Below are 25,849 nucleotides of genomic sequence, written 5' to 3'. Positions count from 1 at the left end.
CGCAGGGAATGTTTGTTATGCTGATAATTCATGATGTGATGGATAGCACAATTTTGAGTTTAATTGTATGATGAATGCGTTTCTTAAAGGGTAACCTCCATGCGCAACTCGTTCACGATAATCTGGCAGTATCTTCGCGCTTTTGTCTTAATTTACCTGTGTTTATACGCCGGTATTTTTGTCGCCTCTTTACTGCCTATCGTCATTCCCGGCAGCATTATCGGCATGCTGATTTTGTTTGTGCTGCTGTCGCTGCAGATCCTGCCGGCGAAGTGGGTAAAACCCAGCTGCCATTTGCTGATTCGCTATATGGCCCTTCTGTTCGTCCCTATTGGCGTGGGCGTGATGCAGTATTACGACGTGCTGAAGGCCCAGTTTGGTCCGGTGGTGGTGTCCTGTTTGATCAGCACGCTGGTGGTGCTGGTTATCGTGAGCTGGAGCTCACATCTGGTACACGGTGAAAGAAAAGTGATTGGTGAAGGCGAGGCAGAGAAAAAATGATGCACTTTATATGGTGGTCTTTACCGTTAACGCTGGTGGTGTTTTTTGCCGCCCGCAAGCTGGCCGCCCGGTTGAAATCCCCGCTGCTGAACCCGCTGCTGGTTTGCATGGTGGTGATCATTCCTTTTTTGCTGCTGACCGGCATTCCTTACGACCACTATTTTAAAGGCAGCGAAGTGCTCAACGACCTGCTGCAGCCCGCCGTTGTAGCCCTGGCCTTCCCGCTCTATGAGCAAATACACCAGATTCGCGCCCGCTGGAAATCCATTATTACCATCTGCTTTATTGGCAGCATGGTGGCGATGTCCACCGGCACCTCTATTGCGTTATTGATGGGGGCGTCCCCGGAAATTGCCGCTTCGGTCCTGCCAAAATCCGTCACCACGCCAATTGCAATGGCGGTTGGCGGCGGCATTGGTGGTATCCCGGCTATCAGCGCCGTCTGCGTTATCTTCGTCGGTATTCTTGGCGCGGTGTTTGGCCACACGCTGCTGAACATGATGCGCATCAATACCAAAGCCTCACGCGGCCTGGCAATGGGTACCGCTTCCCACGCGCTGGGCACCGCTCGCTGTGCGGAACTGGACTTCCAGGAAGGGGCTTTTAGCTCGCTGGCGCTGGTGATTTGCGGGGTCATGACGTCGCTTATCGCTCCGTTTTTATTCCCGGTACTGCTGAAGCTTTTCGGCTAAAGCTTGCGAGAGATCGCGCACTTTCAGATTTGTTTTCATAAGTTGCATAAACAATTAGAACTAGATCACATATTTGGCCGGTACAGATCCGTAAACTACGTTTCCGTTACCTTTGATGAGGCTTTAACATGCGTTCACGTTTTGATGCCGCCGTTGTGCAACTCCCCGCCGCGCTGCAAACCGCTTTGCAACCCCAGCTTGCCGACGACCACTTCCCGGCTATGTTTACCGCAGCCGAAGTTGAAGCGCTAAAACATCAAACCGGGCTGGGTGACCAAGACCTGGCTTTCGCTCTGTTGCCGCTGGCCGCAGCCTGTGCCCGCGCAGACCTCTCTCATTTTAACGTCGGCGCCGTCGCGCGAGGCGTCAGCGGGAATCTCTATTTTGGCGGCAACATGGAGTTTCTGGGTGCCACCATGCAGCAAACCGTGCACGCCGAACAAAGCGCCATTACCCACGCGTGGATGCGCGGCGAAAAAGGCCTGGTTGATATCACCGTCAACTACACGCCCTGCGGTCACTGCCGTCAGTTTATGAATGAACTGAACAGCGGCACCGCGCTGGGTATTCATCTGCCTGGCCGCATGCCTTCCACTCTGGGTGAATATCTGCCGGATGCCTTTGGCCCGCGCGACCTGGACATCAAAACGCTGCTGCTGGATGAAGAAAACCACGGTTTTGCGCTGAAAGGGGATGCCCTGACCCAGGCGGCAATAACCGCGGCTAACCGCAGTCATGCGCCTTACAGTCAAGCCCCGGCAGGCGTTGCGCTGGAAATGGTCGACGGGAAAATCTTCACCGGATGCTATGCGGAAAACGCTGCGTTTAACCCTTCCCTTCCGCCGCTGCAGGCCGCGCTGAACCTGCTTTCTCTGAATGGTTACGACTACCCACAAATTAAGCGCGCCGTGCTGGCAGAAAAAATCGATGCGCCGCTGCTGCAGTGGGATGCCACCTCCGCCACGCTGAAAGCACTGGGCTGTGAAGCCGTTGAGCGTGTTAATATTGCTCAATAATTCTCCGTTGCGGGTGTACCCACACTCGCATTGTTGAAATTTGCCCCAACTGAACCCGCGTTTCTTGCTCTTGAGGGCCGGGTAAAGTAGCCTTGGATGAAATTTCACCCCGCGAATGAGTCTGCAAGTCCATGTTGAAGCGCGTGTTTTACAGCCTGCTTATTGTTATCGGCTTAATGCTGGCGGCTGCGCTCGGGCTCGACCGCTGGATCAGCTGGAAAACCGCCCCCTACGTCTACGATGAACTGCAGGACTTGCCCTATCGCCAGGTGGGTGTGGTGCTCGGCACCGCCAAGTATTACCGCACCGGCGTCATCAATCAGTATTACCTGTACCGTATTCAGGGCGCGCTGAACGCCTACAACAGCGGCAAGGTGAACTACCTGCTGCTCAGCGGCGATAACGCGCAGCAAAGCTACAACGAGCCGATGACCATGCGCAAAGACCTGATCGCCGGCGGCGTTGATCCGGCGGATATCGTGCTGGATTACGCAGGCTTCCGCACGCTGGACTCGATTGTCCGCACCCGTAAAGTCTTTGATACCAACGATTTCATCATTATCACCCAGCGCTTCCACTGCGAGCGTGCGCTGTTTATCGCGCTGCATATGGGGATTCAGGCGCAGTGCTACGCGGTACCTTCCCCAAAAAACATGCTGACCGTGCGTACCCGCGAATTTGCCGCTCGCCTGGGGGCATTAGCGGATCTCTATCTCTTCAAGCGTGAGCCGCGTTTCCTCGGCCCGTTAGTGCCTATTCCGTCGCAGCAGGAAGTCCCGGAAGACGCGCAGGCCTATCCGGCCGTTACGCCGGAGCAACTGCTGGAAATCCAGAAAAAAGAGAAGAAGTGAGATAGACTATTGCGCTCATTTTGATAGCGCCTCTTCCGTCGTCGCCTTTCCTAATTCCTCAACTGCTGCATTCTTATTCCCTTGAATCCGACATCTGAGTTCGCCCTTATGCCTTTCACCCCATATTATTTTGGCGGAGCGCAATATCTCCATCTCAATAAGTGAGAAACTTTAATTCTCAACCTTTAACTCATAAACAAAATGAATTAAGACCAAAAACCTTTCTTTCGTAGGCCATTTAGGTGAATGTTGAATAATATGCATTCCCGCGGAGTGTATTACATGGAATTCACTTCCCCTACCTTAGTCCTCATAAAAATAGAGAAAATGAAACTTACAAACAGCTTATTTAGAACCGCAGGCAAAATACCTTTATTAAGATCGCATGACTGGCCCTTTGGAAAAATAGAGGTCGTGCTTGCCTATAACTTTAAAAAACGCCGACCTCATGAATATGCTTACCTGAAGTCAAAATATAAAGACATGCTTGAGCTGGTAGGTCGAGAGTCTGAGAGCGAAGAAAAAAAGTATATTTATAACAACTTCCACTATCTTCAGTCCGTGACGGAAAATGACCGCATAGATATTTTTGCTCACGCCAGTGAACATATGCTGGGTCACTACAGCCCCGAGGCGCTGGCGGATGATTTGAAAAAGATGTCTCTACGCCGCGTGGGCGTGATCAAATTTCAGGCTTGCTATATTGGAAAGGGTAACTGGCTGGAAAGAGCGCGAGATATCTTCATCAGTAAGGGAATCAGTTTTGCTTACATGGCAGCCCCCACCAACCGTATAGTATGGAATAATCCGTTCACTAAATATGTAAAAGGTGATCGAGAATTAGCCTATAAAGTGGTTAAAGGTAATATTAATAAACAGTTTCCTGGTACAAGATATACAGGATAAATTATTTACCTTCATTTGTGCCACCTGTGGGTAAGATGAACGGCAGTATCAGGGTGTTAAAGCCATTAACACTCAGATATCAGGGGCGCAGCTTATGCCAGAAAATCGAAGCCGCGCCCGGTCAAAATACGGTTACCGCAGAAATTACTTCTTACGCGCGTACTTCAGGGAGTCCAGCGCCACGGCGAAGATGATAATGCCGCCCTTGATGATGTACTGCCAGTAAGGGTTCACGCCGATATAGGTCAGGCCGTAGTTAATAACCGTAAAGATAATTACCCCGGTCACCACGCCCAGCACCGTCCCTACCCCGCCGCTGAACGACACGCCGCCCACCACGCACGCCGCAATCGCATCCAGCTCGTACATAAAGCCGAGGTTGTTGGTGGCCGAGCCGATACGTCCCGCTTCCAGCATCCCGCCAAAGGCATAGAACACGCCGGACAGGGCATAAATCATGATCAGGTTCAGCGCCACGTTAACGCCGGAGACTTTCGCCGCTTCCGGGTTGCCGCCGATAGCGAAGATGTTTTTCCCGAAGCGGGTTTTGTTCCACAGCACCCACACAAACAGCACCGCAAACAAGGCGTAGAACGTAATGTACGACAGGCGGAAGCTACCCAGCGCGATAAAGCCCTGCGTGAAGGTAGAGAAGTGGGAGTCAAACCCGGAAATCGGCGACGCGCCCACGAAGTCGTAATACAAGGAGTTGATCCCGTACACGATGATCATGGTGCCCAGGGTAGTGATAAACGGCGTCACGTTCAGGTAAGCGATAATAATCCCGTTCACCAGGCCAATCACCGCGCCCACGGCGCAGACAATCAACAGCACCAGCGGAATCGGCATGGTGTGCATGTCCGGGAACACCTTGTTGACGTTATCCATTGATTGCAACAGCGTAGCCGCCACAACCGCCGCCAGCCCCACCTGTCGCCCTGCGGACAGGTCAGTCCCCTGGGTGACAATCAGCCCGGCCACACCGAGCGCGATGATAATACGCACCGAAGACTGGGTGAGGATGTTACTCAGGTTAAGCAGGCTTAAGAACGTCGGATCCTGGAAAATAATGATCGCCAGCAACACCAGCAGCACCACGTAGATGCCGCCCTCTTTTAGATAAGTTAGAAAACTCTTCTTATTTAACGCACTCATTTTTAATAGCCCCTAAATCATCACAGGTGCACAGACGCAAGACGTAAAATTTCGTTCTGCGTTGTTGTTTTGGTGTCTACAATTCCGGCCACGAGCCCGTTGCTCATCACCAGAATACGGTCTGTAATCCCTAACAATTCCGGCATCTCGGACGAAATGATAATGATCCCTTTCCCTTTTTTGGCAAGCTCAGCAATCAGCTGATAAATCTCAAACTTGGCGCCCACATCAATGCCGCGCGTCGGTTCATCCAGCATCAGGATTTCCGGCTGGGTCAGCAGCCAGCGGCCAATGATCACCTTCTGCTGGTTACCGCCGGACAGCGAGCCGATAGAAGTGCGGTGCCCTGGGGTTTTCACGCGCATGGAGTCGATAACCCACTGGGTATCGCTTTTCATACGGGAGTTATCCAGCAGGCCGACCTTATTTTTGTAGTTACGAATATTGGAAATGAGTGAGTTAAAACCGATATCCAGGTAGGCGTAAATCCCGGTTGAGCGACGCTCTTCGGTCACCAGCGCAAAACCGTGATTAATCGCTTCGTTCGCGCTGCTGTTGTTGATTTTTTTGCCGTGAAGCTTGATGGTACCGCCAGATTTCTCGCGGATACCAAACAGCGTTTCTACAATGTCGGTACGCTTCGCGCCGACGAGGCCCGCAATGCCGAGGATTTCACCTTTATGCAGATCAAAGGAGATATCACGAATCGACGGCTGGCGCAGCGAGGTCAGGTTGCGGACTTCAAGGATCACTTCGCCCGGCACGTTGGATTTGTCCGGGAAGCGCTGGTTCAGAGAGCGGCCGACCATCATGGCGATGATTTTGTCCATATCCAGCCCTTCCAGCGGCTGGGTGGCAATCCACTGCCCGTCGCGCAAAATCGTAATTTCATCGCACAGCTGGAATATTTCTTCCATTTTATGGGAGATATAAACAATCCCGCAGCCGCGATCTTTTAATTTGCGAATAATTTTAAAGAGATGATTAACTTCTTTTTCCGTCAGCGAGGACGTTGGCTCATCCATAATAACGATTTTGGCGTTATAGGAAAAAGCCTTGGCGATTTCAATCATCTGCATTTGAGAAACGGACAGCGTACCGACGCGGGCTCGCGGGTCGATATCAATATCCAGCTCATCAAATATCTCTTTGGTGTCGCGGTACATTTTATCCTGATCGACAAACACGCCTTTGGTCGGGTAGCGCCCAAGCCACATGTTGTCCATCACGGTGCGCTGCAGAACCAAGTTAAGCTCCTGATGCACCATAGAAATACCGTTTTCCAGCGCCTCTTTCGTGCTGCTGAAATTCACCTCTTTTCCCTGGAAAAGGATACTGCCGGAATCTTTGCTGTAGATCCCAAAAAGGCATTTCAATAATGTCGATTTGCCCGCACCGTTTTCACCCATCAGGGCGTGAATAGAGTGTGGCCGTACTTTTAAATTAACATTATCCAGTGCCTTAACGCCGGGGAAGGATTTATTAATGCCGGTCATTTCCAGCAAAAATTCCGTCGGCGTAGCTGAGTTATTGTCGACCATAATTATACCTGTGTCGCTGAGTAACCTGCCTAAAGCCGGGCGCAGGTATCTGCGCCCGTATACAACTAAAAAACGTTACCCTAAATAATTCGAGTTGCAGGCAGGCAACAAGCTCGATAATCCCCAGGCGCTTACATCAAGTAAGCAACTGGGGTGAGCGAGTGCAGTTCACGCCCCTGCGGCTCGAAGGATGACGGGTATTTATTTGCCGATGAACTGTGCGAGATTATCTTTATCCACGCCTACGTAAGGTACGCGTACGATTTTGTTCTCGATCTTCCAGTTGGTGCCTTCAGCGGCTGGCTTACCGTCGGCCAGGTTTTTCGCCAGGTCGAAGGTCGCTTTAGCCTGGTTGTTGGCATCGTTCAGCACGGTCCCGGCCATCGCACCGGATTTCACCAGTGCCAGCGCTTCCGGCAGGGCATCTACGCCAAACACTGGAATAGACGATTTGTTGTGGGCTTTCAGCGCTTCTACCGCACCCATTGCCATTGCGTCGTTGTTAGCAATAACCACTTCGATTTTGTTAGCGTTCGGGCCAGAGAGCCACGCGTCCATTTTGTCTTTAGCCTGAGCGGTATCCCACATCGCGGTATCCAGCTGCAGCTGCTGAGTTTTCAGGCCTTTGTCGTTCAGCTCTTTGATAACGTAGGTGGTACGTGCTTCGGCATCCGGGTGACCTGGTTCGCCTTTCAGCAGCACGAACTGGATCTGGCCGTCTTTGTTCAGGTCCCAGGCCGGGTTAGCCGCCCAGTGTTTAGCAATCAGGTCGCCCTGGATGATACCGGACTCTTTAGAGTCGGTGCCGACGTAGTAAGCTTTGTCGTAGCTATCCAACGCTTTGCGGGAAGGTTCTTTGTTGAAGAACACCACCGGCACGTTTTGCGCGCGCGCTTTTTCGATAACGGTGCCCGCGGCGGCCGGGTCAACCAGGTTGATGGCCAGCGCTTTCACGCCTTTTGCCAGCAGAACGTCGATCTGGTCGTTCTGTTTGGACTGGTCGTTCTGGGAGTCGTTCATCAGCAGCTGTACGTCAGGTGACGCTTTCGCATCTTTCTCGATAGCTTTACGAACCACTGACATGAAGTTGTCGTCATATTTATAAATCGTCACGCCAATACGGTCAGCGGCGTTCGCTGCGGCACCAAACAACATGCAGGACATCACGGCGGACAGAGTCAAAACCTTCTTATTCATGGTATCTCCGGTTTTTATTTTGCAGGGTAGTTCGCGTTCGAAACCAGGCAGGACAGTAATGTTATAAAAAAGTTACTGAATGCCGAAGTTATCCTAAAAAATGTGCACTTCCGTGTTCGGTAACAATCCAATACTGCGTTTTTATGAGCGTTAATGGCCTTATCACGACGCTAAAAATGAGCAGTCACCGTTACATCGTGTTTCAGCTGATAAAACGCTGACATAATAGTCAGCGCAATGTTAATTAACTGTGAATTTACTCACAGATTGAAACCGGTTACATCTAACTCTTTGACAGCGGAGTGATCGACGCCACATTTTGCTTTATCGCCACCGAATGACGACGGACTAAAGTCGGCATAAAACAGTGCGTTACATCACGATCCAGCTGGCCTGCTGCGCCCTGTAACGCCAGTTCGGTAGCTAAACGCGCCATCGAAACCACCGGATAGCGCACGGTTGTCAGCTGCGGGTCGGTGTAACGGGCAATGGGAATATCGTCGAAGCCGATGATAGATACATGCTGCGGCACGGCAATGCCGTTGTCTTTCAGCGCCGTTAGCGCGCCAGCGGCCATGCTGTCGTTATAGGAAAAGACCGCGCTAAGCTGCAGATTGCGCCCAAGCAGCTCAACCATCGCCGCTTCCCCGCCCTGCATATCCGGCGTGCCCATGCCGACCCAGCCCTCCGGCGGCACGATCCCCTGCTCCGCCAGCGCCTGCAGCCAGCCCTGATGCCGCTGGTCGTTATCCTCAATTTGATGGCTGGAGGCCAGGTACCCGATGCGCGAATGCCCCTGGTTCAGCAGCATCCGCGTAGCCATCACCGCGCCGCTGACGTTGTCCAGACAAACACAGCGGTGAGCGTAGCCGGGCACCAGGCGATTGATCAGCACCATGCCGGGAACCTGCTCCAGAAAAGTAGCCAGTTCCTCGTCGCTCAGCGCCTTGGCGTGCACAATCAGGGCGCTGCAGCGCTGGCGGATCAGCACTTCAATGGCATGACGCTCTTTGTCTTCCTGGTGGTAGCTGTTGCCGATCAGCAAATATTTATTGTGCTGCTGGGCAACCACATCCACGGCTTTTACCAGCGCCCCGAAGAAGGGATCGGAGACGTCCATCACCACCACGCCGATGGTGTCGCTCACTTGAGTAGCCAGCGCTTGCGCGTTGGCGTTTGGACGGTAGCCCAGCTCAGCAACCGCCTGCATGACGTTTTCGCGCGTTTCCGGGCTGACCAGCGCGCTGTTATTTAATACTCGGGATACTGTCGCTACTGAAACCCCGGCGATACGGGCAACGTCACGAATGGTAATCGGCGTTGGGGGAGTCGGTCTCATAGGTGCACCCTGTTTTAGGCAAGGTGGCTATTTTGCGGCGAGTGGGGGGCGGTTCGGCGTGAAGTCGATCACAGTGATGAAAGCGGTTACATACAATTCGTTAACCTTTGTGACGAATATCATTATCTCTGTGCTTTGTGTAAGGCGGTCCCTGAAGCACGGGCGGTTAGCTGCCGCCACAGCCATTCCACCGGTCCCTGGCGGAAATAGCGCAGCCATAACACCGACAGCAGAATGTTCGCCGCCCACACCGCAGGCACAAAAGCCAGCAGCGATAAACGGTCAAATTTCATATAGAAACCAAAGCGATAGAACAAGGTTGTGCAGAGAATGGTTTGCAGCAGGTAGTTGGTCAGCGCCATCCGACCGACGCAGGCAATCCAGCCCACCAGCCGGAAACGGGACAGCTGCGGCCAGAAGCCCCAGGCCAACGCAGCATAGCCAATCGCCTGAAAAGGAGCGCTCAGCTCACGTGGGGCCTGTAACAGCAACGCACACCAGCGGAAATCCCACTTCAGGTGCCACTGGGCTAAAATTGCCGGCAGGTTAATCGCCATGCCGATGACGATCAAAATGGCACCGGTTCGCCGGTAATGCTTCAGGCTAAACTCCCCTTTCAGCCAGCCGCTGCGCATCAGTGCCGCGCCAATCAGCATCATGCCCGCCAGTTGCCAGCCGTATTGCGCCCCCAGCGCCACCAGGTTCGAAGAGAGCAAATCGGCGCGGTTGCTGATAGCTTCCACGCCGCCACCGAGCTTCCACCACTGCTCATATTGCAGGTTGGCCGCATCCGGCACCCAGGAGCGATTAATGCCGTCACCTGAAATGACGCCCAGCAGCAACAGGACGCCAATACCGATGAGGTACAGCACGACGCCGGTATTAAACAGCTGCTTTTGCCCCGTCGCGTCACGAATCAGCCGCCAGCACACCAGCCCGGTCAGGCCGTATGCCAGCAGAATGTCGCCATCCCACAGCAGCAGCGCATGCATAAACCCCAGCAGCACTAACAGCGTCAACCGCGACTGGATCCAACGTGAGCCGCGAGCCAGCAGCATTTGCAGGCCAGCCCCAAAAAGCAGCGCAAAAAGCGTGAGGAATTTAACTTCGGCAAACAGGTCCATCACCGCCCAGGTCCAGGCATCGCGGGAGGTTATCTCGCCATACCAGGCCGGGTTGAGATAAGCCGCCTTCGGCAGGCCAAAGGCGACAATATTGAGCAGCAGAATGCCCAGAATGGCGGTACCGCGGACGAAGTCCAGGGTGACATTTCTCTCCACGGATACCTGCCTGGGGGGGATTAATTGTGGCGTACTGCGCGCAGGAACTCCTGACGCGTATTCTGGCTCGACTTAAACAAGCCGCCGAGCGAGGTGGTGGTGGTCGCGCTGGTGGCGTCTTTTACCCCACGCGCTTTCACGCAGTAATGCACCGCATCAATGGACACCGCCACGTTGTTGGTGCCCAGCAGCGTTTGCAGTGCAATCAGGATCTGCTGGGTCAGGCGTTCCTGAACCTGCGGGCGCTGAGCAAAGAACTGCACGATGCGGTTAATTTTAGACAAGCCGATGACGGTATCTTTCGGGATATACGCCACGGTGGCTTTCCCGTCGATGGTCACGAAGTGGTGCTCGCAGGTGCTGGTCAGGGTGATATCACGCACGGTGACCATTTCATCCACCTTCATTTTGTTTTCAATGACGGTGATTTTCGGGAAATTGGCGTAGTCCAGGCCGGAGAAAATCTCATCGACATACATTTTGGCGATGCGATGCGGAGTTTCCATCAGGCTGTCGTCACTCAAATCGAGATTAAGCAGCTGCATGATTTCCGTCATGTGGGCGGCAATCTGGCTTTTACGGGTTTCATTATCCAGTTCACGTAACGGCGGACGCAGCGGCGTTTCCAGACCGCGCGCAACCAGCGCCTCATGAACCAGGGCGGCTTCTTTCGAGAGTGATGACATGCTGTTTTCTCCTGCAGGTGTGGCTGACCTCTGCCCTTCATGGGGCAAAGTGTCCGCTTATTGTGCGGCAGCACGTGCTTAGAATCCAGTAGTGCCGGGCATAATTATTGAAATCGAAAATACCGTTCATTGCCTGAGCGGGCGAGAACAATACCGTTGCGGCCATAATGCGGGATGGCTAGACTCAGGTGAAGTGAAAGTTGTTCATAAGTCTTGAAAATAGATAAGGATCCTCTGGATGGAATTACTGGAAGAGCACCGATGTTTCGAAGGCTGGCAGCAGCGCTGGCGCCACGCGTCCACCCTACTTAACTGCCCAATGACGTTCAGTATTTTTCTCCCACCGCCGGCAAGCGCCTCCCCGCCGCCGGTGGTTTACTGGCTTTCCGGGCTAACCTGCAACGACGAAAACTTCACGACCAAAGCGGGCGCGCAGCGCGTAGCGGCCGAGCTTGGTATTGTTCTGGTGATGCCGGACACCAGCCCCCGTGGCGAAGAAGTCCCTAACGACGCAGGCTATGACCTGGGCCAGGGCGCGGGCTTTTACCTCAACGCGACTCAGCAGCCGTGGGCCACGCACTTCCGCATGTACGATTATCTGCGTGACGAACTGCCGCAGCTGATTGCAGAGAACTTTAGCGTCAGCGAAAAAGCGTCGATCTTTGGCCATTCCATGGGCGGACACGGTGCGCTGATCATGGCGCTGAAAAACCCTGGCCGCTTCCGCTCAGTTTCTGCCTTTGCGCCTATCGTTAACCCGACCCGAGTGCCGTGGGGGCAAAAAGCCTTTAGAGCCTATTTGGGTGAAGATGAATCCTTGTGGCAAGAGTGGGACAGCTGCTGCCTGCTGGGTAAAGCCTCGCCGTCGGCACAGCTGCCAATGCTTATCGATCAAGGGGATGACGATCAGTTCCTCGCCGACCAGCTAAGGCCGGAAGAATTTGAGAAAGTCGCGCAGGAGAAAGGCTGGCCGCTGACGCTGCGCATACAGCCGGGCTGCGACCACAGCTACTACTTCATCGCGACGTTTGTAGAGGATCATCTTCGTTTTCATGCGGAGTATTTACGGGGATAGGGCGTGCCCTCTCCCCTTAATTTTAATGATGAGTAATCTGTTACTCCGCTATTTTCCGTTCACCCATAGATCGATTTTCCCTGCACGTTCAGAGCACGGTGAACGTGTCAGGGGGAATTACGCCATTCCCCCTGACAACCCCCGGCGCCCGGCGAGCTCATCGCCGCTGAAGCGGTAAACCCACCGGCTATCACCCAAACATTCGGGGTCGTTCGCGATTCGTTCCCGACGATCGCTCTCTTTCGCTGTTCCCGACAGCTCAACCCCGTCTGTTTGGGTCATAACCGGGGGCGCTGAGAGCCGGGAACAAGGGTGTGGCTGTGAAACTTACAGCAACGTTAACGTCCCGTGTGGCTGCAGGTTAAAAGCGAGGCACGGTTCCGGCTTAAATCGCCTCCGTTTTCTCTCCGACTGGCCAGGGTCCGGCCGTCGGGAACGGCCGGAGGCTGAGAGCGTCGGGAACGCATCTCAGCCGACCCAGGACTGGGAGATAAAACGGAGGTCTGCCGTTTCAGCGGTCGATTTATTTCGCCGGGAGTCCGGGGTCTCGGGGGAGCGACGGTGGCTCCCCCGAGTCGTTCACGGTCTCTGTGATAACATATAAAACAGAGCTGGAAGTGAACGGAACTTCGATCGGCTCTTTTGAAAGAGCAGACAAAGCTATCTCCCGCTTAGAAACTATAATCCAGCGCCATAAAGTAGCGGCGACCGTCTTCGTTATAGCTGTAGATATCACGATTCAGATCTTTGTCGCCGAGGTTCAGAACCCCTGCTCGCACCTTCACGTTCTTGGTCGCTTTCCAGGCTCCGCCGGTGTTCCACACGATGTAGCCGCCGGGCGTTTTATCCGTTGCAGAAACCGCACGCTGCTTGCCGGTGTAGTTCGCCGACACATAGAACGACCAGTCCTCCAGCGGCGCCCAGTCAACGGTGCCGTTGGCGGTGTGGAACGACTGCTGCTGCAGCGGCTTATTGCCGCCGTTGCTCAGGTCACGCCCGTCGTTATAGGTGTAGTTCAGCGACAGCTTCCACTGGTCGTTAAACGGTATTTTTAGCTCGGTTTCTACGCCGCGGATGCGAGCTTTGTTCACGTTGTAATAGCGGAAGATTGGGTTACCGCTCTTATCAAAGCCCACAAAGTTTGAGTAAGACGGTGCCACGCTACGGTTCGCGGTACGCTGAATATCAATCATATCCTCAACGTTGTTCTGGAAAGCGGTCACGCTGCCGCTCACGCCGTCCAGAATGCCTTCGTCCCCGGCGTAATACAGCCCCAGCTCAAAGCTTTCGCTGGTTTCCGGCTTCAGGTCAGGGCTGCCGACAATCTGGCAGGCACCACGGCAGGATTTACTGGTCCAGTCCGGGCTAAGCTGCAGCAGAGACGGCGCTTTGAAGGCCGTAGCCCAGCCGCCTTTGACGGTGACGGTATCCGTCGCGTTATAAACGAGATAGGCCCGCGGGCTCCAGTGGTCACCGTAGGTTTCATGGTCATCCATACGAATGCCGGTGGTCAGCGCCAGCGGCTCAAAGATGCGCCATTCGTCTTCAATAAACAGGGCGTACTGGCTGGCCGAGGTTTGCGAGCTATTACCGCCGGTAATATTCACCGGATCGCTCAGCTTGTCATGCCGCCACTCCCCGCCGAAGGTCAGGAACTGGTTGATGTCGCTGAGCGGCAGCACCAGCTTGCCGTCGAGGCTGTTGTTGCGTGAAGTAATCGCCCCGCTGTTGCCTGGATTCAGGTTATCGATTTTGTCGCCATAGAAACGCAGTTCGGTATTGCCGAAGCCCCAGCGGCCGTTATGCCCGAGGGAGTAATCCTGACGTTCGATGCGATTCTTATCCAGCGAGTCAGATTCCCTGTCCTGGCGGTCAAAGCCGTAGCCCACGGTGACATCCTGATTTTCAGCCGGCGTCCAGGCAAACTCGGTGCTGGCATTGCGGGAAGTAAAGCCTTCAATCTGCGGCGTCAGGCCGCTGGCGTTGATCGTTGACGCCTGTTGGCCGTCCTTCTGGCGCTTGCCCAGGCTGCCATAGACTTTTACGCCCAGCACGTCGTCAATCAGCGGGCCGCTGGTGAAAAAGTTGCCGTTATAGGTGTCGCCGCGATCGCGGTGTTCTTGCACCGTGGAATCTACGGTGAAGGTGCCGTGCCAGGCTTTACCAACTTTACGGGTGATGATGTTCACCACGCCGCCGAGGGCGTCGGAACCATACAGGGAGGACATCGGCCCGCGCACCACTTCGATGCGCTCGATGGCATCCGCCGGGATCCAGTTCAGATCGAAGTCATTATGGCGGAATACCGCATTACGGGAGTTGACTCGTTTACCGTCCACCAGAATCAGGGTGTAGCTGCTGTCCAGGCCCCGCAGGCTGACGCCCCGGCGGTTATCCCCTTCGTTGGTCAGCTGGACGCCAGGCACGTTCTGCAGCACATCCTTCAGATTGTTAACCGGTTTTTTTTGCAGTTCGTCCCGGGTGATAACGCTGATACTGGCGGGCGCATCTTTGAGGTTTTGCTCGGTGGCAGACGCGGTGACAACGAGGGTTTCTTCGCGATCGTCGGCGATGACGGGAAAAGCCAGACCAAGTACAGACGCACAAAGTCCTCCCCGGACAATGGGATTCAACCTTAACATTTCTTTCTCTCCATGAGGTGAATTACAAACGAAACAACCGTTTAGCGCTCACATTGCACTATGCGCCAGCGGCTACATTGGTCGCCGGCTGCATACTGTGTTCCTTAGTATTTCTGAAATGCGTTGTTATACGGTGGGCGTTTCCACCAGGCCGTCGATCAGCACCTGGGCAACGCCCTGTGAGCAGCGTTCAATGCGCCCCTTCACGCCGTAAACCTGGGCCAGACTGCGCGGAGTAATCACTTCCTCCGGCTCGCCACTGGCAACCAGTTTGCCGTCGCGCAGCATGAGAACGTGCTCGCTATGGCGTAAAGCAATATTGATGTCGTGCACCACCACAACGGTGACGATATTACGCTCGCGGGTTTCGCGGGCGACCAGATCCATGACGTGGAACTGGTAATTTAAATCCAGCGCGCTCAGCGGTTCGTCGAGCAGCAGCAGGGACGGACGGCGAATCAAAGACTGCGCGAGACCCACCAGCTGTTTTTGCCCGCCGGAAAGCTGGTCGAGGTAGCTCAGCGCCAGGTGCGAGATCCCCAGCTGTTTCAGCAGTTGCATGACCTGCGCTTCGCTTTCAGCGCTGTGGCGGCCACCGGACGCGCGCTGCGCCACGATAATGGACTCCAGCACGTGGAGATGGACGCCCTGCGGCAGCGACTGCGGCAGATAAACCACTTTTTCGGCGCGTTTGGCGAACGGCAAAGCCATTAAGTCTTCACCATCTAGATACAGCTGCCCTTCCGCGCGATTCAGCCCCGCCAGCGAACGCAGCAGCGTCGATTTCCCGCAGCCGTTCGGCCCCAGCAGCACGGTGATTTTGCCCCGCGGCAGCGTTGGCACGCTCAGGTTTTCGATGATTTGACGCTTCGGGTAACCGGCGTTGAATGCATCAATCTTTAAGCCCTGCATCACACGTTCCCCTTATGGCGCAGAATAATACTCAGGAAGAACGGCACGCCCACCAGCGAGGTGACAATCCCCACCGGAATAATGACGCCTGGGATAATGTTTTTAGAGGCAACCGACGCCAGCGACAGCACCAGAGCACCGACCAGCACGCTGCCCGGGAGATAGAAACGATGATCTTCGCCAAACAGCATACGGGCGATGTGCGGTGCCACCAGGCCGATAAAACCAATGGGGCCGACAAACGCCACGGACAGCGCGGACAAAATACTGATGCGCAGCAACGTGCCTAAACGCAGACGTTTTACGTCGATGCCAAAACTGACAGCACGATCTTCGCCTAAGCGCAGCGCGGTCAGCTTCCAGGAACTCAGCATAGAAATCGGCATGATGATGGCGAAGGCCAGCAGCAGCACGCCGAGCTTGTCCCAGGAGGCTCGCGCCAGGCTGCCCATCGTCCAGAACACCAGCCCCTGCAGCGTGTCTTCGCTGGCGATAAACTGCAGCATCGACACCAGGGCGTTAAAGGTGAACACCAGCGCGATACCAAACAGCACCACGCCGGAACTTGCCACGCGGGTCCAGCGGGTAATGGCGTCCAGCATCAGCGCGGCAAACAGTGCAAAGACGAAGGCGTTGGCGGAGATAAACCACTGATCGGGCACCCCAGGAATACCGATGCCGAGGATAATCGCCAACGCGGCACCAAAGGCCGCGGCGGAGGAAACGCCGAGGGTAAACGGGCTGGCTAGCGGGTTATTGAGGATGGTTTGCATCTCCGCCCCCGCCAGGCCCAGCGCCATACCGACCAGCAGCGCCATCAGCGCATAAGGCAGACGAATGTCCCACACGATCACCCGAGTACCGGCGTTAGCGCTGGCCGGGTCAATCAGAGTCTGCCACAGCGTATCCAGCGGCAGCCCGGACGGACCAAGGGTAAAGTCCAGCAGCAGCGAGGCGAAAATCGCAATAACCAACGCCCCCATCAGCAAATAGCGGTGACGTAGCACCTGCTGGTATCGCCCCATAATGGTGGCAGGCTGCGCCTCGTTTGGCATTGGATCGGTGGTGGCACTCATTAAGTCTTACCTTCGTTACTTCTTAAGATCGGTCCAGTACGTTCCCGTTGGCTCGACCGCCAGGAACTGTTTATAAAGTTGCTGCATTGTCTGTTCCGGGTTCACCTCAGCAAACTGCTGTGGATGGAACCAGGTTGCCATCGCCTGAATCGCGAGGATGTTGTACGGCGAATTGTAGAAATTGTGCCATACGCCATAGGCGCGCCCTTCTTTGACCGCCGTTAACTGGTCAATACCTTTACGCTCCAGCACGCTCTTGAGGCTGGCCTGCGCTTCGGCTTGAGTAGCCTGAGCGCCAAGCACTACGCCCGGAGAGGTTGAGCCAGGTGCTTTACCGCCGCTGGCAATATAAACCTGCGGGTCAGCGGCAAGCACTTTTTCCAGGTTTACGGTGCCCAGCGCGCCCGGCAGCAGATTTTTGGCAATGTTCGTGCCGCCCGCCAGGTCGATGAAGTCGCCCATGTTACCCTTGCCCGCCGAACCACAGCACTCTTCCATGGCCGCCGCACGCAGTTCTATGAACACGGATGGCTTGTCTTTTTCCGCCATCTTGCCGGTGACGTCGGTAATTTTTTTCAGGTTTGCTTCATAAAAGGCGATGTAATCATCGGCCTGTTTCTCGCGATGCAACACTTTGCCCAGCACGCGCATGCTCGGCAAGGTATTTTTCAGCGGCGAGGTACGAAAATCAACGAAGACCACCGGGACGCCCGCTTTTTCAAGCTGAGAGACCAGCTCGCTGTGGCGGCCAGGGCCGTGACCAGACAGGCCAAAAATCGCCACGTCTGGGTGTAAAGTCAGCACTTTTTCCGGGCTGACGCTGTCGGCGGTGGTACTGCCAATCAGCGGAATGTCATCAATTTTCGGGAATTTCGCTTTATATTCCGCGTAAGTCTGCGTATCTAACTTACGGAAATCGCCCTGCCAGCCGACGATACGGTCAATCGGTTTTTGCCCTTCCAGCAGCGCCAGAGCATAAAACAGCCGCCCTTCCCCCAGCAAAATGCGGTCAACCTTCTGCGGGATGGTTACTTCACGCCCGACGATATCGGTCACCGTCGCGGCCAGTGCGGCAGGCAAACCAGCGGCGGTTAATGCCAGGGCCAGACAAATATTCTTGAATTTAATCATACGCTTCACGCTAACACTCCTTCGTTCCTTAAAGAATGGCGTTAACGATAAAGCAAATGATAATGGTTATCAATTTAATTGTTCTCTACTATAACCTGGAGGAATTATTGCTGGCGAGAGCGAAATAAAAAAGGGCGTGATGATCACGCCCTCTAAAGAGTAACTTATTGTTGCTAAGGCTTATTTCTCACGAAATTTCGGGAATTCCATTTCGCTGTAGCGCACAAAGCGGCTGCCCTTCGTTATCTTGTAGCCAAACCAGATAGCCAGGAACAGCGGGATGCCGATATAGGTCGCCGCCACGCCGCCCCAGTCAATGGTATCCGACAGGAACGCTTCGTAGTTCTGGCCCAGCGTGATGATCAGGCACAGCACGAACGCGAAGATCGGCCCAATCGGGAAGAAGCCCGAGCGGTACGGCAGGTCGTTAATGTCGTTGCCCTGCAGCACGTAGCCGCGACGGAAGCGATAGTGGCTGATGGCAATCCCGAGCCAGGCGATAAAGCCGGTCATCCCCGAGGTATTCAGCAGCCAGAGGTAAACGGTCTGGTTGCCAAACATAGAAGTCAGGAAGCACAGCGCGGCAATAACGGTGGTCGCATACAGCGCGTTACGAGGCACGCCACCTTTGGACAGCTTCGAGAAAATACGCGGCGCTTTGCCGTCGCAGGCCAGGGTGTAAAGCATGCGCGTGGAAGCGTACATCCCGGAGTTACCCGCAGACAGCACCGCCGTCAGGATAACGGCGTTCATCACCGCCGCCGCAGACAGCAGGCCCGCGTGCTGGAACACCAGAGTGAACGGACTGACGCTGATGTCTTTCACGTCATTGCGCAGCAGGCTTGGATCGGTATAAGGAATGATCAGGCTGACAATCAGAATCGCGAACACGTAGAACAGCAGGATACGCCAGAACACCTGGCGCACGGCGCGAGGAATGTTTTTCTCCGGGTCAGCGGATTCACCGGCGGCAATCCCGATAAGCTCGGTGCCCTGGAAAGAGAAGCCGACGATCATCGCCACGCCGATCATTGCGGCAAAGCCCCCGGCAAACGGCGCGTCGCCGGTTGTCCAGTTGCTCCAGCCTACCGGCTGCTCCCCTTTGAAAATACCCACGATCATCATCACACCCACAATGATGAAGATGATGACGGTGGTCACTTTTATCAGCGAGAACCAGTATTCCGCTTCGCCAAAGCCCTTCACGGAGATCCAGTTCAGCAGGAACATAATGCCCAGGAACAGCGCGCTCCAGATCCAGCCAGGGGTGTCCGGGAACCAGTAATTCATCACCAGCTGTGCGGCCACGAGGTCAACGGCGATGGTTACCGCCCAGTTGTACCAATAGTTCCAGCCGAGCGCGAAGCCGAAGCCGTCTTCGACATATTTCTGGCCGTAGGTCGCGAAAGAACCGGACACCGGCATAAACGCCGCCAGCTCGCCGAGGCTGGTCATCAGGAAGTACACCATCAGGCCAATCAGCATATAAGAGAGCAGCGCCCCGCCCGGTCCTGCCTGAGAAATTGTTGCCCCAGAGGCAACGAAAAGCCCCGTGCCGATGGATCCGCCGATGGCGATCATCGTCAGGTGGCGCGCCTTTAATTCGCGGCGTAAGCCAGGCGCTTCTGTCGTTTTATCTTGTGAAACCATAGGAAATTGTTGCCTATCCAAAAAATGAGGCAAGATTGTAACAAAACGTCTTTGTTCAGATAGCAGAAATCCCGGGTTATAAGAGAGCTTCATGATCGCCCGGCGATTATTAGCGAGGCACTTATCAGGCCGATAAGTTGAGGGGAATTAAAAAACCGCCGGCGCGCTCAGTTGCCCGGCGGTCAAAGATTAACCCAGCCCGCGCACGGACGAAATAAACTGCTGCAGTTCCTGAGTCCGGGGATTGGCGAAGAACGACTTGCTTTCCCCCTGCTCCCACACTTTGCCCTGGTGCATAAACACCACGCGGTCGCCGACTTCCCGGGCAAAGTTCATTTCGTGAGTGACCAGAATCAGCGTCATGCCTTCTGCCGCCAGCTGCTCCAGTACTTTCAGCACTTCGCCCACCAGTTCCGGATCAAGCGCCGAGGTGATTTCATCGCAAAGCAAGACTTTTGGGTTCATTGCCAGCGCGCGGGCAATGGCCACGCGCTGCTGCTGGCCGCCGGACAGGTTAGCCGGGTAGTAATCCACCCGCTCGCCCAGGCCGACTTTATTGAGCATCTCCAGCCCCAACTCGCGGCATTCGGCGGCGCTTTTATTCAGCACCCGGCGCGGCGCCAGCATCACGTTTTCCAGCGCGGTCATGTGCGGGAATAGGTTAAAGTTCTGAAACACCATACCCACGGAACGGCTGATTTCACGCGCCTGCGACTCCCGGTCGGTAATGGTCATGCCGCCCAGCTTGATGCTGCCGTCCTGGTAGCCTTCCAGCCCGTTCATGCAGCGCAGCAGCGTACTTTTGCCGGAGCCGCTGCGGCCGATGATCGACACCACTTCGCCCATGTCGATATCCAGGCTAACGCCTTTCAGCACGTGATTGTCGCCATAATATTTCTGTACATCATTAATGGTGATGAGCGGCATTAAATTTTTTCTCCAGGTAGCGGCTGTAGCGCGACAGCGGATAGCAAAGTAAGAAATAGCCGAGCGCCACCAGGGCAAAGACTTTAAACGGCTCAAACGTGACGTTGTTCAGCATGGTGCCGGCTTTAGTTAGCTCGACAAAACCGATGATCGAGGCCAGGGCCGTGCCCTTAATGACCTGCACCGAAAACCCAACCGTGGGTGCCACGACGATACGCATCGCCTGTGGGGCAATGACCCGGCACAGCGTCTGCCCGAAGCTCAAACCGAGGCAGCGGCAGGCTTCCCACTGGCCTTTAGGCAAAGCACGAATGCTGCCGTACCAGATATCCAGCAAAAACGCGCTGGTAAACAGCGTCAGAGCAAGCGTGGCCGCCGTCCAGGGGCTGACATCAATGCCAAACAGCGCAATGCCGAAGAAAGCGAGGAACAACTGCATCAGCAGCGGCGTGCCCTGAAACAGCGCGACGTAGGCGCTGATGAAGCGTTTGGGCCATTTCCAGCGGCTCATGCGCAGCAGCAATAAAGGCAGCGTCACCAGAGTGCCGCAGAAAAAAGCAATCAGCGACAGCAGCACCGTCCAGCGGGCCGCCAGCAGCAGGTTGCGCACGATATCCCAGTCGGTAAACGTCATCATCCGACATCACTCCCCAACCATTTCCGCCCTGCCGCCAGCAGCAGTTGACGCATAATTAACGACAGCACCAGGTACATTAAGGTCGTCACCAGATAGACCTCGAAGCTGAGGAAGGTACGCGACTGAATGAGGCTGGCCGCAAAGGTCAGATCTTCACAGGACACCTGGGACACCACGGAAGAGCCCAGCATCACAATGATGCACTGGCTGACCAGCGACGGATAAATACGCTTCAGCGACGGCGGCAGCACCACGCGTAAAAAGGTCTGGCTACGGCTTAATCCCAGCACGCGAGCCGCTTCCCACTGCCCTTTCGGCGTCACCTGAATACCTGCGCGAATAATCTCGGTGCTGTAAGCCCCTAAATTAATCAGCATCGCGATAAGCGCCGCTTCCCCGGCGTTGAGCTTTAACCCCAGCGCAGGGAGCCCAAAGACAATAAAGAACAGCTGCACAACGAACGGCGTGTTGCGAATCAGTTCCACGTATCCGCCCCACGCCAGGCTTAACAGCCCTGGCTTTCCGCTGCGAATGGCCGCCCCGGTAATGCCGATAGCCACGCCACCGACCGTCGCCATAAAAGTGAGCCCCAGCGTCACCCACAGGCCGGACAATAACTCCGGCCAGTAAGGCAGCAGACCGGCAAAATCAAGTTGCGTGGTCATCCCCGGCACCTCAAGCGCCGAGGTTGGCAGGCAGCGGCGCCTGCATCCATTTCTGCGACAAGGTGTTCAGGGTATTGTCCTTCAGCGCCTCACCAATCAGCTCGTCCACCTTCGCTTTCAGCGCAGGTTCATTCTTTTTCAGCCCGATGTAGCAAGGGGAATCCTTGAGCATAAATTTGCTGACCGGCGCTTTGGCTGGGCTCTGGCGGGCAATCGCCGCCACAACGAGGTTACCGGTGGCGATGTACTGCACCTGGCCTGAAAGATAGGCGGAGATGGTAGTGTTATTGTCTTCGTAGCGCTTCACGTCGGCGTCTTTCGGCGCGAGGTCGGTTAATACCATGTCCTCTACTGCGCCACGGGTCACGCCAATGGTTTTCCCACTAAGCGCTTTAGCATCTGTCACTGCGCCATCTTTCGGCCCGAACACGCCAAGGAAGAACGGGGCGTAAGCGCGGCTAAAATCGATGACTTTTTCACGTTCAGCGTTCTTGCCGAGGCTGGAAATGACCAGGTCAACTTTGTCCGTCTGCAGATATGGCACGCGGTTCGCGCTGGTGACCGGCACCAGCTGTAGCTTGACCTTCAGACCTTTTGCCAGGTAAGCCGCCATATCAATGTCGTAACCCTGAGGTTTCAGGTCAGCGTTCACTGAACCAAAAGGCGGGAAATCCTGCGGAACCGCTACGCGCAGCACGCCGCGTTTTTCGATATCCTGCAGCTGATCGGCCATTACCGCCCCGGCCTGAGCCAGCAGCACCGTTGCGCCAACTAAAGAGAACAACCATTTTTTCATCGTCATGTGCAGCCTCGTCGCCTGATTGAAACAAAAGATTCTTTGAATTCAATTCTGCAACTAATGTGCCAACGACGATGAATCGCAAAGATCGCTGCTACATTGCGGTGAAAAAGAAGTTAACGGGCGGGAGGTTGCCTCGCAGCCACACCCCAATCAGGTGCAGCTGCAAGATTTTGGTGCATTATGCTTCGCAGTAGCGCAGAAAACGCAGCAGCGCGTTAGAGATATGCTTCTGGCGATGGTGGATCCGGTACAGCGTCCGCACCAGACGAGGGAGGGGAATAGCCACTTCAACCAATGAGCCGCTCTCCAGCTGCTCGGCAATCACCCGGCGAGACAGGCAGCTGATGCCCAGCCCGTGGCGCACCGCATGTTTGATCGCCTCGGAATTGCCCAGCTCCATACCCAACTGAAACTCTGGCAGATGCGAAAGCAGTAAATAGTCGACGATTTCGCGGGTGCCTGAGCCGCGCTCACGCAGGATCCACGGCTGCTTTGCCAGGCTTTCCAGCGTTACCGCCTGGTGCACCAGCGGGTTGCCCGGCGAAGCAAAGACCACCAGCTCATCGTCGAGCCACGGCTCGGTCACCAGCTCCGCCATATGACAAGGCCCTTCAATCAGGCCAATATCGACGCGAAAATCCGCCACCGCGTTGATCACGTCCTGGCTGTTGCCGACGCTAAGCTCCAGCGGCAGCTTCGGGAAGTCGCGGCGATAGCGGGCAATCATTTCCGGCAGAATATAGTTGCCAATGGTGCTGCTGGCATACACGCGGATCGCGCCGTTATCTTCCCGAAACAGCTGTTCTATTTCACCGGCCTGTTCCAGCAGCCCGACAACTCGCGGGTAGAGCAGCCTGCCGTGTTCATTTACCACGAGGCGCTTCCCCACTCGGTCAAAGAGCTGAACCCCAAGCTGACCTTCAAGATCGGCAAGCGCGGCGCTAACCGCCGACTGAGAGAGGGACAGCATCTGGGAAGCTTGCGTGGTCGAACCGCTTTTAAGCACTTCAGCAAAGACTTCCAGCTGCCGCAGCGTGATATGCATAAGAGAGATTTCCTGTGGTGGCAGCCGTCGCTTACCACTTATAAAGATTAATTATAAATATATAATCAATTTTATTTTTATGCCAGCCAGGCGTAGCCTTTTCCCTAAGACAGAGGAGAAGGTTATGACAGTACTCACCGTACAAGCTCGCCGCCACACGCTGTGGCATTTTTTACCGGGGCTGGCGCTTTCCGCCGCCATTACCGGCCTGGCGTTATGGCTTGGCAACATTCCCGCGGTGGCCGGCGTCGGCCTTAGCGCCCTGACGCTCGCCATCCTGTGCGGCATGATAATCGGCAACACCGTGTATCCCAAAATCTGGCAGCAGTGCGACGGCGGCGTGCTGTTCGCCAAGCAGCACCTTCTGCGCCTCGGCATTATTCTGTATGGCTTCCGCCTGACGTTTTCGCAGATTGCCGACGTTGGCGTCAGCGGCCTGGTGATTGACGCCCTGACGCTGTGCAGCACCTTCGCCCTCGCCTGCTGGCTCGGCCAGAAAGTGTTTGGTCTGGACAGACAAACCAGCTGGCTGATTGGTGCGGGCAGCAGTATTTGCGGCGCGGCGGCTGTACTTGCCACCGAACCGGTGGTGAAAGCCGAAGCCAGTAAAGTCACCGTGGCCGTCGCCACCGTGGTTATCTTCGGGACGCTGGCTATCTTTATCTACCCGATGATTTACCCGTTCGTCAGTCACTGGTTTACGCCAGAAGCCTTTGGGATTTACACCGGGTCAACGATGCATGAAGTTGCCCAGGTTGTTGCCGCAGGGCACGCCATTAGCCCGGAAACGGAAAATGCGGCGGTGATTGCCAAAATGCTCCGCGTGATGATGCTCGCCCCGTTCCTGATTTTCCTGGCCGCCCGCGTTAAATCTCTGGCACCGGCTGGCTCGGCGCAAACCGGTAAAATCACCATCCCGTGGTTTGCAATACTCTTTATCGTGGTGGCGATCTTCAACTCCTTCCACTTCCTGCCACAGGCGCTGGTGAATGTGCTGGTCACGCTGGATACCTTCCTGCTGGCAGTGGCGATGGCGGCTCTGGGCCTGACGACCCACGTTAGTGCCCTGAAAAAAGCCGGGGTTCGCCCGCTGCTTATGGCGCTGGTGCTGTTCATCTGGCTGATTGTCGGCGGCGCGGCCATTAACCTGGCAATTCATCACCTGTTAGCATAATTCAATACGGAAAAAAGCCTCCTGACCCGCTATCATGACGGACTACCGATAGCGGGTTTTGCCCGTCAAGAAACAGGAGAAGACAGATGAAGTTTATTGGAGCGCACGTTAGCGCCTCGGGTGGCCTGGAAAACGCCGCCATTCGCGCCCACGAACTGGAAGCCACCGCTTTTGCCCTGTTCACCAAGAATCAACGCCAGTGGCGCGCCGCGCCGCTGACCAGCGAAGTTATCGACAACTTTAAGAGCGCCTGCGAAAAATACCATTATGGCCCAGGCCAAATCCTCCCCCACGACAGCTACCTGATAAACCTCGGCCACCCGGTTGAAGATGCGCTGGAAAAATCCCGCGAGGCGTTTATCGACGAAATGGTGCGCTGCCAGCAGCTGGGGCTGACGCTATTGAATTTCCATCCGGGCAGCCACCTGAAGCAGATTCCGGAAGAGGAATGCCTGAAGCGCATTGCGGAGTCGATTAACATTGCGCTGGAGAAGTCCGAAGGCGTGACCGCAGTCATCGAAAACACCGCTGGCCAGGGCAGTAACCTTGGTTTCCGCTTCGAGCATCTCGCGGCGATTATTGACGGCGTGGAAGATAAATCCCGCGTTGGCGTCTGCATCGATACCTGCCACGCCTTTGCCGCCGGGTACGATCTGCGCACAGAAGCTGACTGCGACAAAACCTTTAGTGAGTTCGAACGTATCGTCGGGTTCAAATACCTGCGCGGGATGCACCTCAACGATGCCAAAAGCGAGTTTGGCAGCCGCGTTGACCGCCACAACAGCCTCGGCCTCGGGAATATCGGCCACACGCCGTTTAGCTGGATCATGCGTGACGCCCGTTTCGATGGTATTCCGCTAATTCTGGAAACTACCAACCCGGATATCTGGGCCGAAGAGATCGCCTGGCTTAAAGCACAGCAGCACGAGGAAGCGACGGCTTAGAAAGA

General features: G+C 55.3%; 24 protein-coding genes. 8 read left to right on the top strand and 16 right to left on the bottom strand.

What is annotated here, in order from left to right:
• Positions 1-99 precede the first annotated feature (99 nt).
• The 5 genes from WFK85_RS04520 (at position 100) to WFK85_RS04500 (ending at position 3,966) form a co-directional block, all read left to right on the top strand.
• On the top strand, positions 100-501 hold the full coding sequence (locus WFK85_RS04520) for a CidA/LrgA family protein (RefSeq protein WP_039295384.1): 402 nt from the start codon (positions 100-102) through the stop codon (positions 499-501).
• On the top strand, positions 498-1,193 hold the full coding sequence (locus WFK85_RS04515) for a CidB/LrgB family autolysis modulator (protein ID WP_008455241.1): 696 nt from the start codon (positions 498-500) through the stop codon (positions 1,191-1,193). The genes WFK85_RS04520 and WFK85_RS04515 overlap by 4 nt, the downstream gene beginning before the upstream one ends.
• A gap of 128 nt (positions 1,194-1,321) precedes the next feature.
• Positions 1,322-2,209 (top strand): cytidine deaminase, encoded by an 888-nt coding sequence (gene cdd / locus WFK85_RS04510; protein WP_336706984.1) that lies wholly within the window; start codon positions 1,322-1,324, stop codon positions 2,207-2,209.
• Between the two features lie 131 nt (positions 2,210-2,340).
• Complete coding sequence (gene sanA / locus WFK85_RS04505; RefSeq protein ID WP_008455244.1) at positions 2,341-3,060, top strand: outer membrane permeability protein SanA; 720 nt, start codon at positions 2,341-2,343, stop codon at positions 3,058-3,060.
• 282 nt (positions 3,061-3,342) lie between these two features.
• Positions 3,343-3,966: a hypothetical protein gene (locus tag WFK85_RS04500; RefSeq protein ID WP_336706983.1), complete on the top strand. Its 624-nt coding sequence runs from the start codon at positions 3,343-3,345 to the stop codon at positions 3,964-3,966.
• A 144-nt stretch (positions 3,967-4,110) separates the two neighbouring features.
• Here WFK85_RS04500 and mglC read toward each other — a convergent pair whose 3' ends face one another.
• From mglC to folE, 6 genes are all read right to left on the bottom strand, one after another.
• Positions 4,111-5,121: a galactose/methyl galactoside ABC transporter permease MglC gene (gene mglC, locus WFK85_RS04495; RefSeq protein ID WP_039295392.1), complete on the bottom strand. Its 1,011-nt coding sequence runs from the start codon at positions 5,119-5,121 to the stop codon at positions 4,111-4,113.
• A 20-nt stretch (positions 5,122-5,141) separates the two neighbouring features.
• Positions 5,142-6,662 (bottom strand): galactose/methyl galactoside ABC transporter ATP-binding protein MglA, encoded by a 1,521-nt coding sequence (gene mglA / locus WFK85_RS04490; RefSeq protein WP_039295397.1) that lies wholly within the window; start codon positions 6,660-6,662, stop codon positions 5,142-5,144.
• A gap of 201 nt (positions 6,663-6,863) precedes the next feature.
• A complete protein-coding gene (mglB, locus tag WFK85_RS04485; RefSeq protein WP_008455250.1) occupies positions 6,864-7,859 on the bottom strand; it encodes a galactose/glucose ABC transporter substrate-binding protein MglB in 996 nt (331 codons plus the stop codon).
• A gap of 283 nt (positions 7,860-8,142) precedes the next feature.
• Complete coding sequence (gene galS, locus WFK85_RS04480; protein ID WP_008455251.1) at positions 8,143-9,198, bottom strand: HTH-type transcriptional regulator GalS; 1,056 nt, start codon at positions 9,196-9,198, stop codon at positions 8,143-8,145.
• Between the two features lie 122 nt (positions 9,199-9,320).
• Positions 9,321-10,478 (bottom strand): DUF418 domain-containing protein YeiB, encoded by a 1,158-nt coding sequence (yeiB, locus tag WFK85_RS04475; RefSeq protein WP_166991072.1) that lies wholly within the window; start codon positions 10,476-10,478, stop codon positions 9,321-9,323.
• Positions 10,479-10,498: 20 nt separating this feature from the next.
• Positions 10,499-11,164 carry a GTP cyclohydrolase I FolE gene (folE, locus tag WFK85_RS04470; RefSeq protein ID WP_008455254.1) on the bottom strand — a complete coding sequence of 222 codons (666 nt, stop codon included), beginning with the start codon at positions 11,162-11,164 and terminating at the stop codon, positions 10,499-10,501.
• A 238-nt stretch (positions 11,165-11,402) separates the two neighbouring features.
• Here folE and fghA point away from each other — a divergent pair, with 238 nt between their 5' ends.
• Positions 11,403-12,239 carry an S-formylglutathione hydrolase gene (fghA, locus tag WFK85_RS04465; RefSeq protein WP_008455256.1) on the top strand — a complete coding sequence of 279 codons (837 nt, stop codon included), beginning with the start codon at positions 11,403-11,405 and terminating at the stop codon, positions 12,237-12,239.
• A gap of 671 nt (positions 12,240-12,910) precedes the next feature.
• Here the strand turns inward: fghA and cirA are convergent.
• From cirA to yieE, 10 genes are all read right to left on the bottom strand, one after another.
• On the bottom strand, positions 12,911-14,881 hold the full coding sequence (cirA, locus tag WFK85_RS04460; protein WP_336706976.1) for a catecholate siderophore receptor CirA: 1,971 nt from the start codon (positions 14,879-14,881) through the stop codon (positions 12,911-12,913).
• A gap of 126 nt (positions 14,882-15,007) precedes the next feature.
• Positions 15,008-15,796 (bottom strand): ABC transporter ATP-binding protein, encoded by a 789-nt coding sequence (locus tag WFK85_RS04455; RefSeq protein WP_085938913.1) that lies wholly within the window; start codon positions 15,794-15,796, stop codon positions 15,008-15,010.
• Positions 15,793-16,869, bottom strand: a complete 1,077-nt coding sequence (locus WFK85_RS04450; protein ID WP_008459946.1) for a FecCD family ABC transporter permease — start codon at positions 16,867-16,869, stop codon at positions 15,793-15,795. The genes WFK85_RS04455 and WFK85_RS04450 overlap by 4 nt, the downstream gene beginning before the upstream one ends.
• Positions 16,870-16,884: 15 nt before the next feature.
• Positions 16,885-18,000 (bottom strand): ABC transporter substrate-binding protein, encoded by a 1,116-nt coding sequence (locus WFK85_RS04445; RefSeq protein ID WP_034809653.1) that lies wholly within the window; start codon positions 17,998-18,000, stop codon positions 16,885-16,887.
• Positions 18,001-18,180: 180 nt separating this feature from the next.
• Positions 18,181-19,650: an amino acid permease gene (locus tag WFK85_RS04440; RefSeq protein WP_166991063.1), complete on the bottom strand. Its 1,470-nt coding sequence runs from the start codon at positions 19,648-19,650 to the stop codon at positions 18,181-18,183.
• 189 nt (positions 19,651-19,839) lie between these two features.
• Positions 19,840-20,577: an amino acid ABC transporter ATP-binding protein gene (locus tag WFK85_RS04435; RefSeq protein WP_039295413.1), complete on the bottom strand. Its 738-nt coding sequence runs from the start codon at positions 20,575-20,577 to the stop codon at positions 19,840-19,842.
• On the bottom strand, positions 20,558-21,214 hold the full coding sequence (locus WFK85_RS04430) for an amino acid ABC transporter permease (protein ID WP_336706973.1): 657 nt from the start codon (positions 21,212-21,214) through the stop codon (positions 20,558-20,560). The genes WFK85_RS04435 and WFK85_RS04430 overlap by 20 nt, the downstream gene beginning before the upstream one ends.
• A complete protein-coding gene (locus tag WFK85_RS04425) occupies positions 21,211-21,879 on the bottom strand; it encodes an amino acid ABC transporter permease (protein WP_008459934.1) in 669 nt (222 codons plus the stop codon). Before WFK85_RS04425 ends, WFK85_RS04430 begins: the two co-directional genes overlap by 4 nt.
• 10 nt (positions 21,880-21,889) lie before the next feature.
• Positions 21,890-22,675 (bottom strand): transporter substrate-binding domain-containing protein, encoded by a 786-nt coding sequence (locus tag WFK85_RS04420; protein WP_166864868.1) that lies wholly within the window; start codon positions 22,673-22,675, stop codon positions 21,890-21,892.
• A gap of 184 nt (positions 22,676-22,859) precedes the next feature.
• Positions 22,860-23,726, bottom strand: a complete 867-nt coding sequence (gene yieE / locus WFK85_RS04415; RefSeq protein ID WP_008459931.1) for a DNA-binding transcriptional regulator YeiE — start codon at positions 23,724-23,726, stop codon at positions 22,860-22,862.
• A 124-nt stretch (positions 23,727-23,850) separates the two neighbouring features.
• Between yieE and WFK85_RS04410 the strand changes: the two genes are divergently transcribed.
• Positions 23,851-24,900: a YeiH family protein gene (locus WFK85_RS04410; protein ID WP_008459930.1), complete on the top strand. Its 1,050-nt coding sequence runs from the start codon at positions 23,851-23,853 to the stop codon at positions 24,898-24,900.
• An 86-nt stretch (positions 24,901-24,986) separates the two neighbouring features.
• Positions 24,987-25,844, top strand: a complete 858-nt coding sequence (gene nfo, locus WFK85_RS04405; RefSeq protein ID WP_008459928.1) for a deoxyribonuclease IV — start codon at positions 24,987-24,989, stop codon at positions 25,842-25,844.
• Positions 25,845-25,849: the final 5 nt, after the last annotated feature.

This window comes from Cedecea sp. VD22 (assembly GCF_037150195.1).
Lineage (GTDB): Bacteria > Pseudomonadota > Gammaproteobacteria > Enterobacterales > Enterobacteriaceae > Cedecea.
This window is presented reverse-complemented; position numbering and strand designations above follow the sequence as displayed.

Coding starts and splice junctions, on each gene's coding strand:
- WFK85_RS04435 (WP_039295413.1), bottom strand. CDS start 20,577: ATGCCGCTCATCACCATTAATGATGTACAGAAATATTATGGCGACAAT.
- folE (WP_008455254.1), bottom strand. CDS start 11,164: ATGTCATCACTCTCGAAAGAAGCCGCCCTGGTTCATGAGGCGCTGGTT.
- WFK85_RS04520 (WP_039295384.1), top strand. CDS start 100: ATGCGCAACTCGTTCACGATAATCTGGCAGTATCTTCGCGCTTTTGTC.
- WFK85_RS04500 (WP_336706983.1), top strand. CDS start 3,343: ATGGAATTCACTTCCCCTACCTTAGTCCTCATAAAAATAGAGAAAATG.
- mglC (WP_039295392.1), bottom strand. CDS start 5,121: ATGAGTGCGTTAAATAAGAAGAGTTTTCTAACTTATCTAAAAGAGGGC.
- sanA (WP_008455244.1), top strand. CDS start 2,341: ATGTTGAAGCGCGTGTTTTACAGCCTGCTTATTGTTATCGGCTTAATG.
- mglA (WP_039295397.1), bottom strand. CDS start 6,662: ATGGTCGACAATAACTCAGCTACGCCGACGGAATTTTTGCTGGAAATG.
- nfo (WP_008459928.1), top strand. CDS start 24,987: ATGAAGTTTATTGGAGCGCACGTTAGCGCCTCGGGTGGCCTGGAAAAC.
- cirA (WP_336706976.1), bottom strand. CDS start 14,881: ATGTTAAGGTTGAATCCCATTGTCCGGGGAGGACTTTGTGCGTCTGTA.
- WFK85_RS04425 (WP_008459934.1), bottom strand. CDS start 21,879: ATGACCACGCAACTTGATTTTGCCGGTCTGCTGCCTTACTGGCCGGAG.
- fghA (WP_008455256.1), top strand. CDS start 11,403: ATGGAATTACTGGAAGAGCACCGATGTTTCGAAGGCTGGCAGCAGCGC.
- yieE (WP_008459931.1), bottom strand. CDS start 23,726: ATGCATATCACGCTGCGGCAGCTGGAAGTCTTTGCTGAAGTGCTTAAA.
- WFK85_RS04445 (WP_034809653.1), bottom strand. CDS start 18,000: ATGATTAAATTCAAGAATATTTGTCTGGCCCTGGCATTAACCGCCGCT.
- WFK85_RS04410 (WP_008459930.1), top strand. CDS start 23,851: ATGACAGTACTCACCGTACAAGCTCGCCGCCACACGCTGTGGCATTTT.
- cdd (WP_336706984.1), top strand. CDS start 1,322: ATGCGTTCACGTTTTGATGCCGCCGTTGTGCAACTCCCCGCCGCGCTG.
- WFK85_RS04450 (WP_008459946.1), bottom strand. CDS start 16,869: ATGAGTGCCACCACCGATCCAATGCCAAACGAGGCGCAGCCTGCCACC.
- mglB (WP_008455250.1), bottom strand. CDS start 7,859: ATGAATAAGAAGGTTTTGACTCTGTCCGCCGTGATGTCCTGCATGTTG.
- galS (WP_008455251.1), bottom strand. CDS start 9,198: ATGAGACCGACTCCCCCAACGCCGATTACCATTCGTGACGTTGCCCGT.
- WFK85_RS04430 (WP_336706973.1), bottom strand. CDS start 21,214: ATGATGACGTTTACCGACTGGGATATCGTGCGCAACCTGCTGCTGGCG.
- WFK85_RS04440 (WP_166991063.1), bottom strand. CDS start 19,650: ATGGTTTCACAAGATAAAACGACAGAAGCGCCTGGCTTACGCCGCGAA.
- WFK85_RS04515 (WP_008455241.1), top strand. CDS start 498: ATGATGCACTTTATATGGTGGTCTTTACCGTTAACGCTGGTGGTGTTT.
- WFK85_RS04420 (WP_166864868.1), bottom strand. CDS start 22,675: ATGAAAAAATGGTTGTTCTCTTTAGTTGGCGCAACGGTGCTGCTGGCT.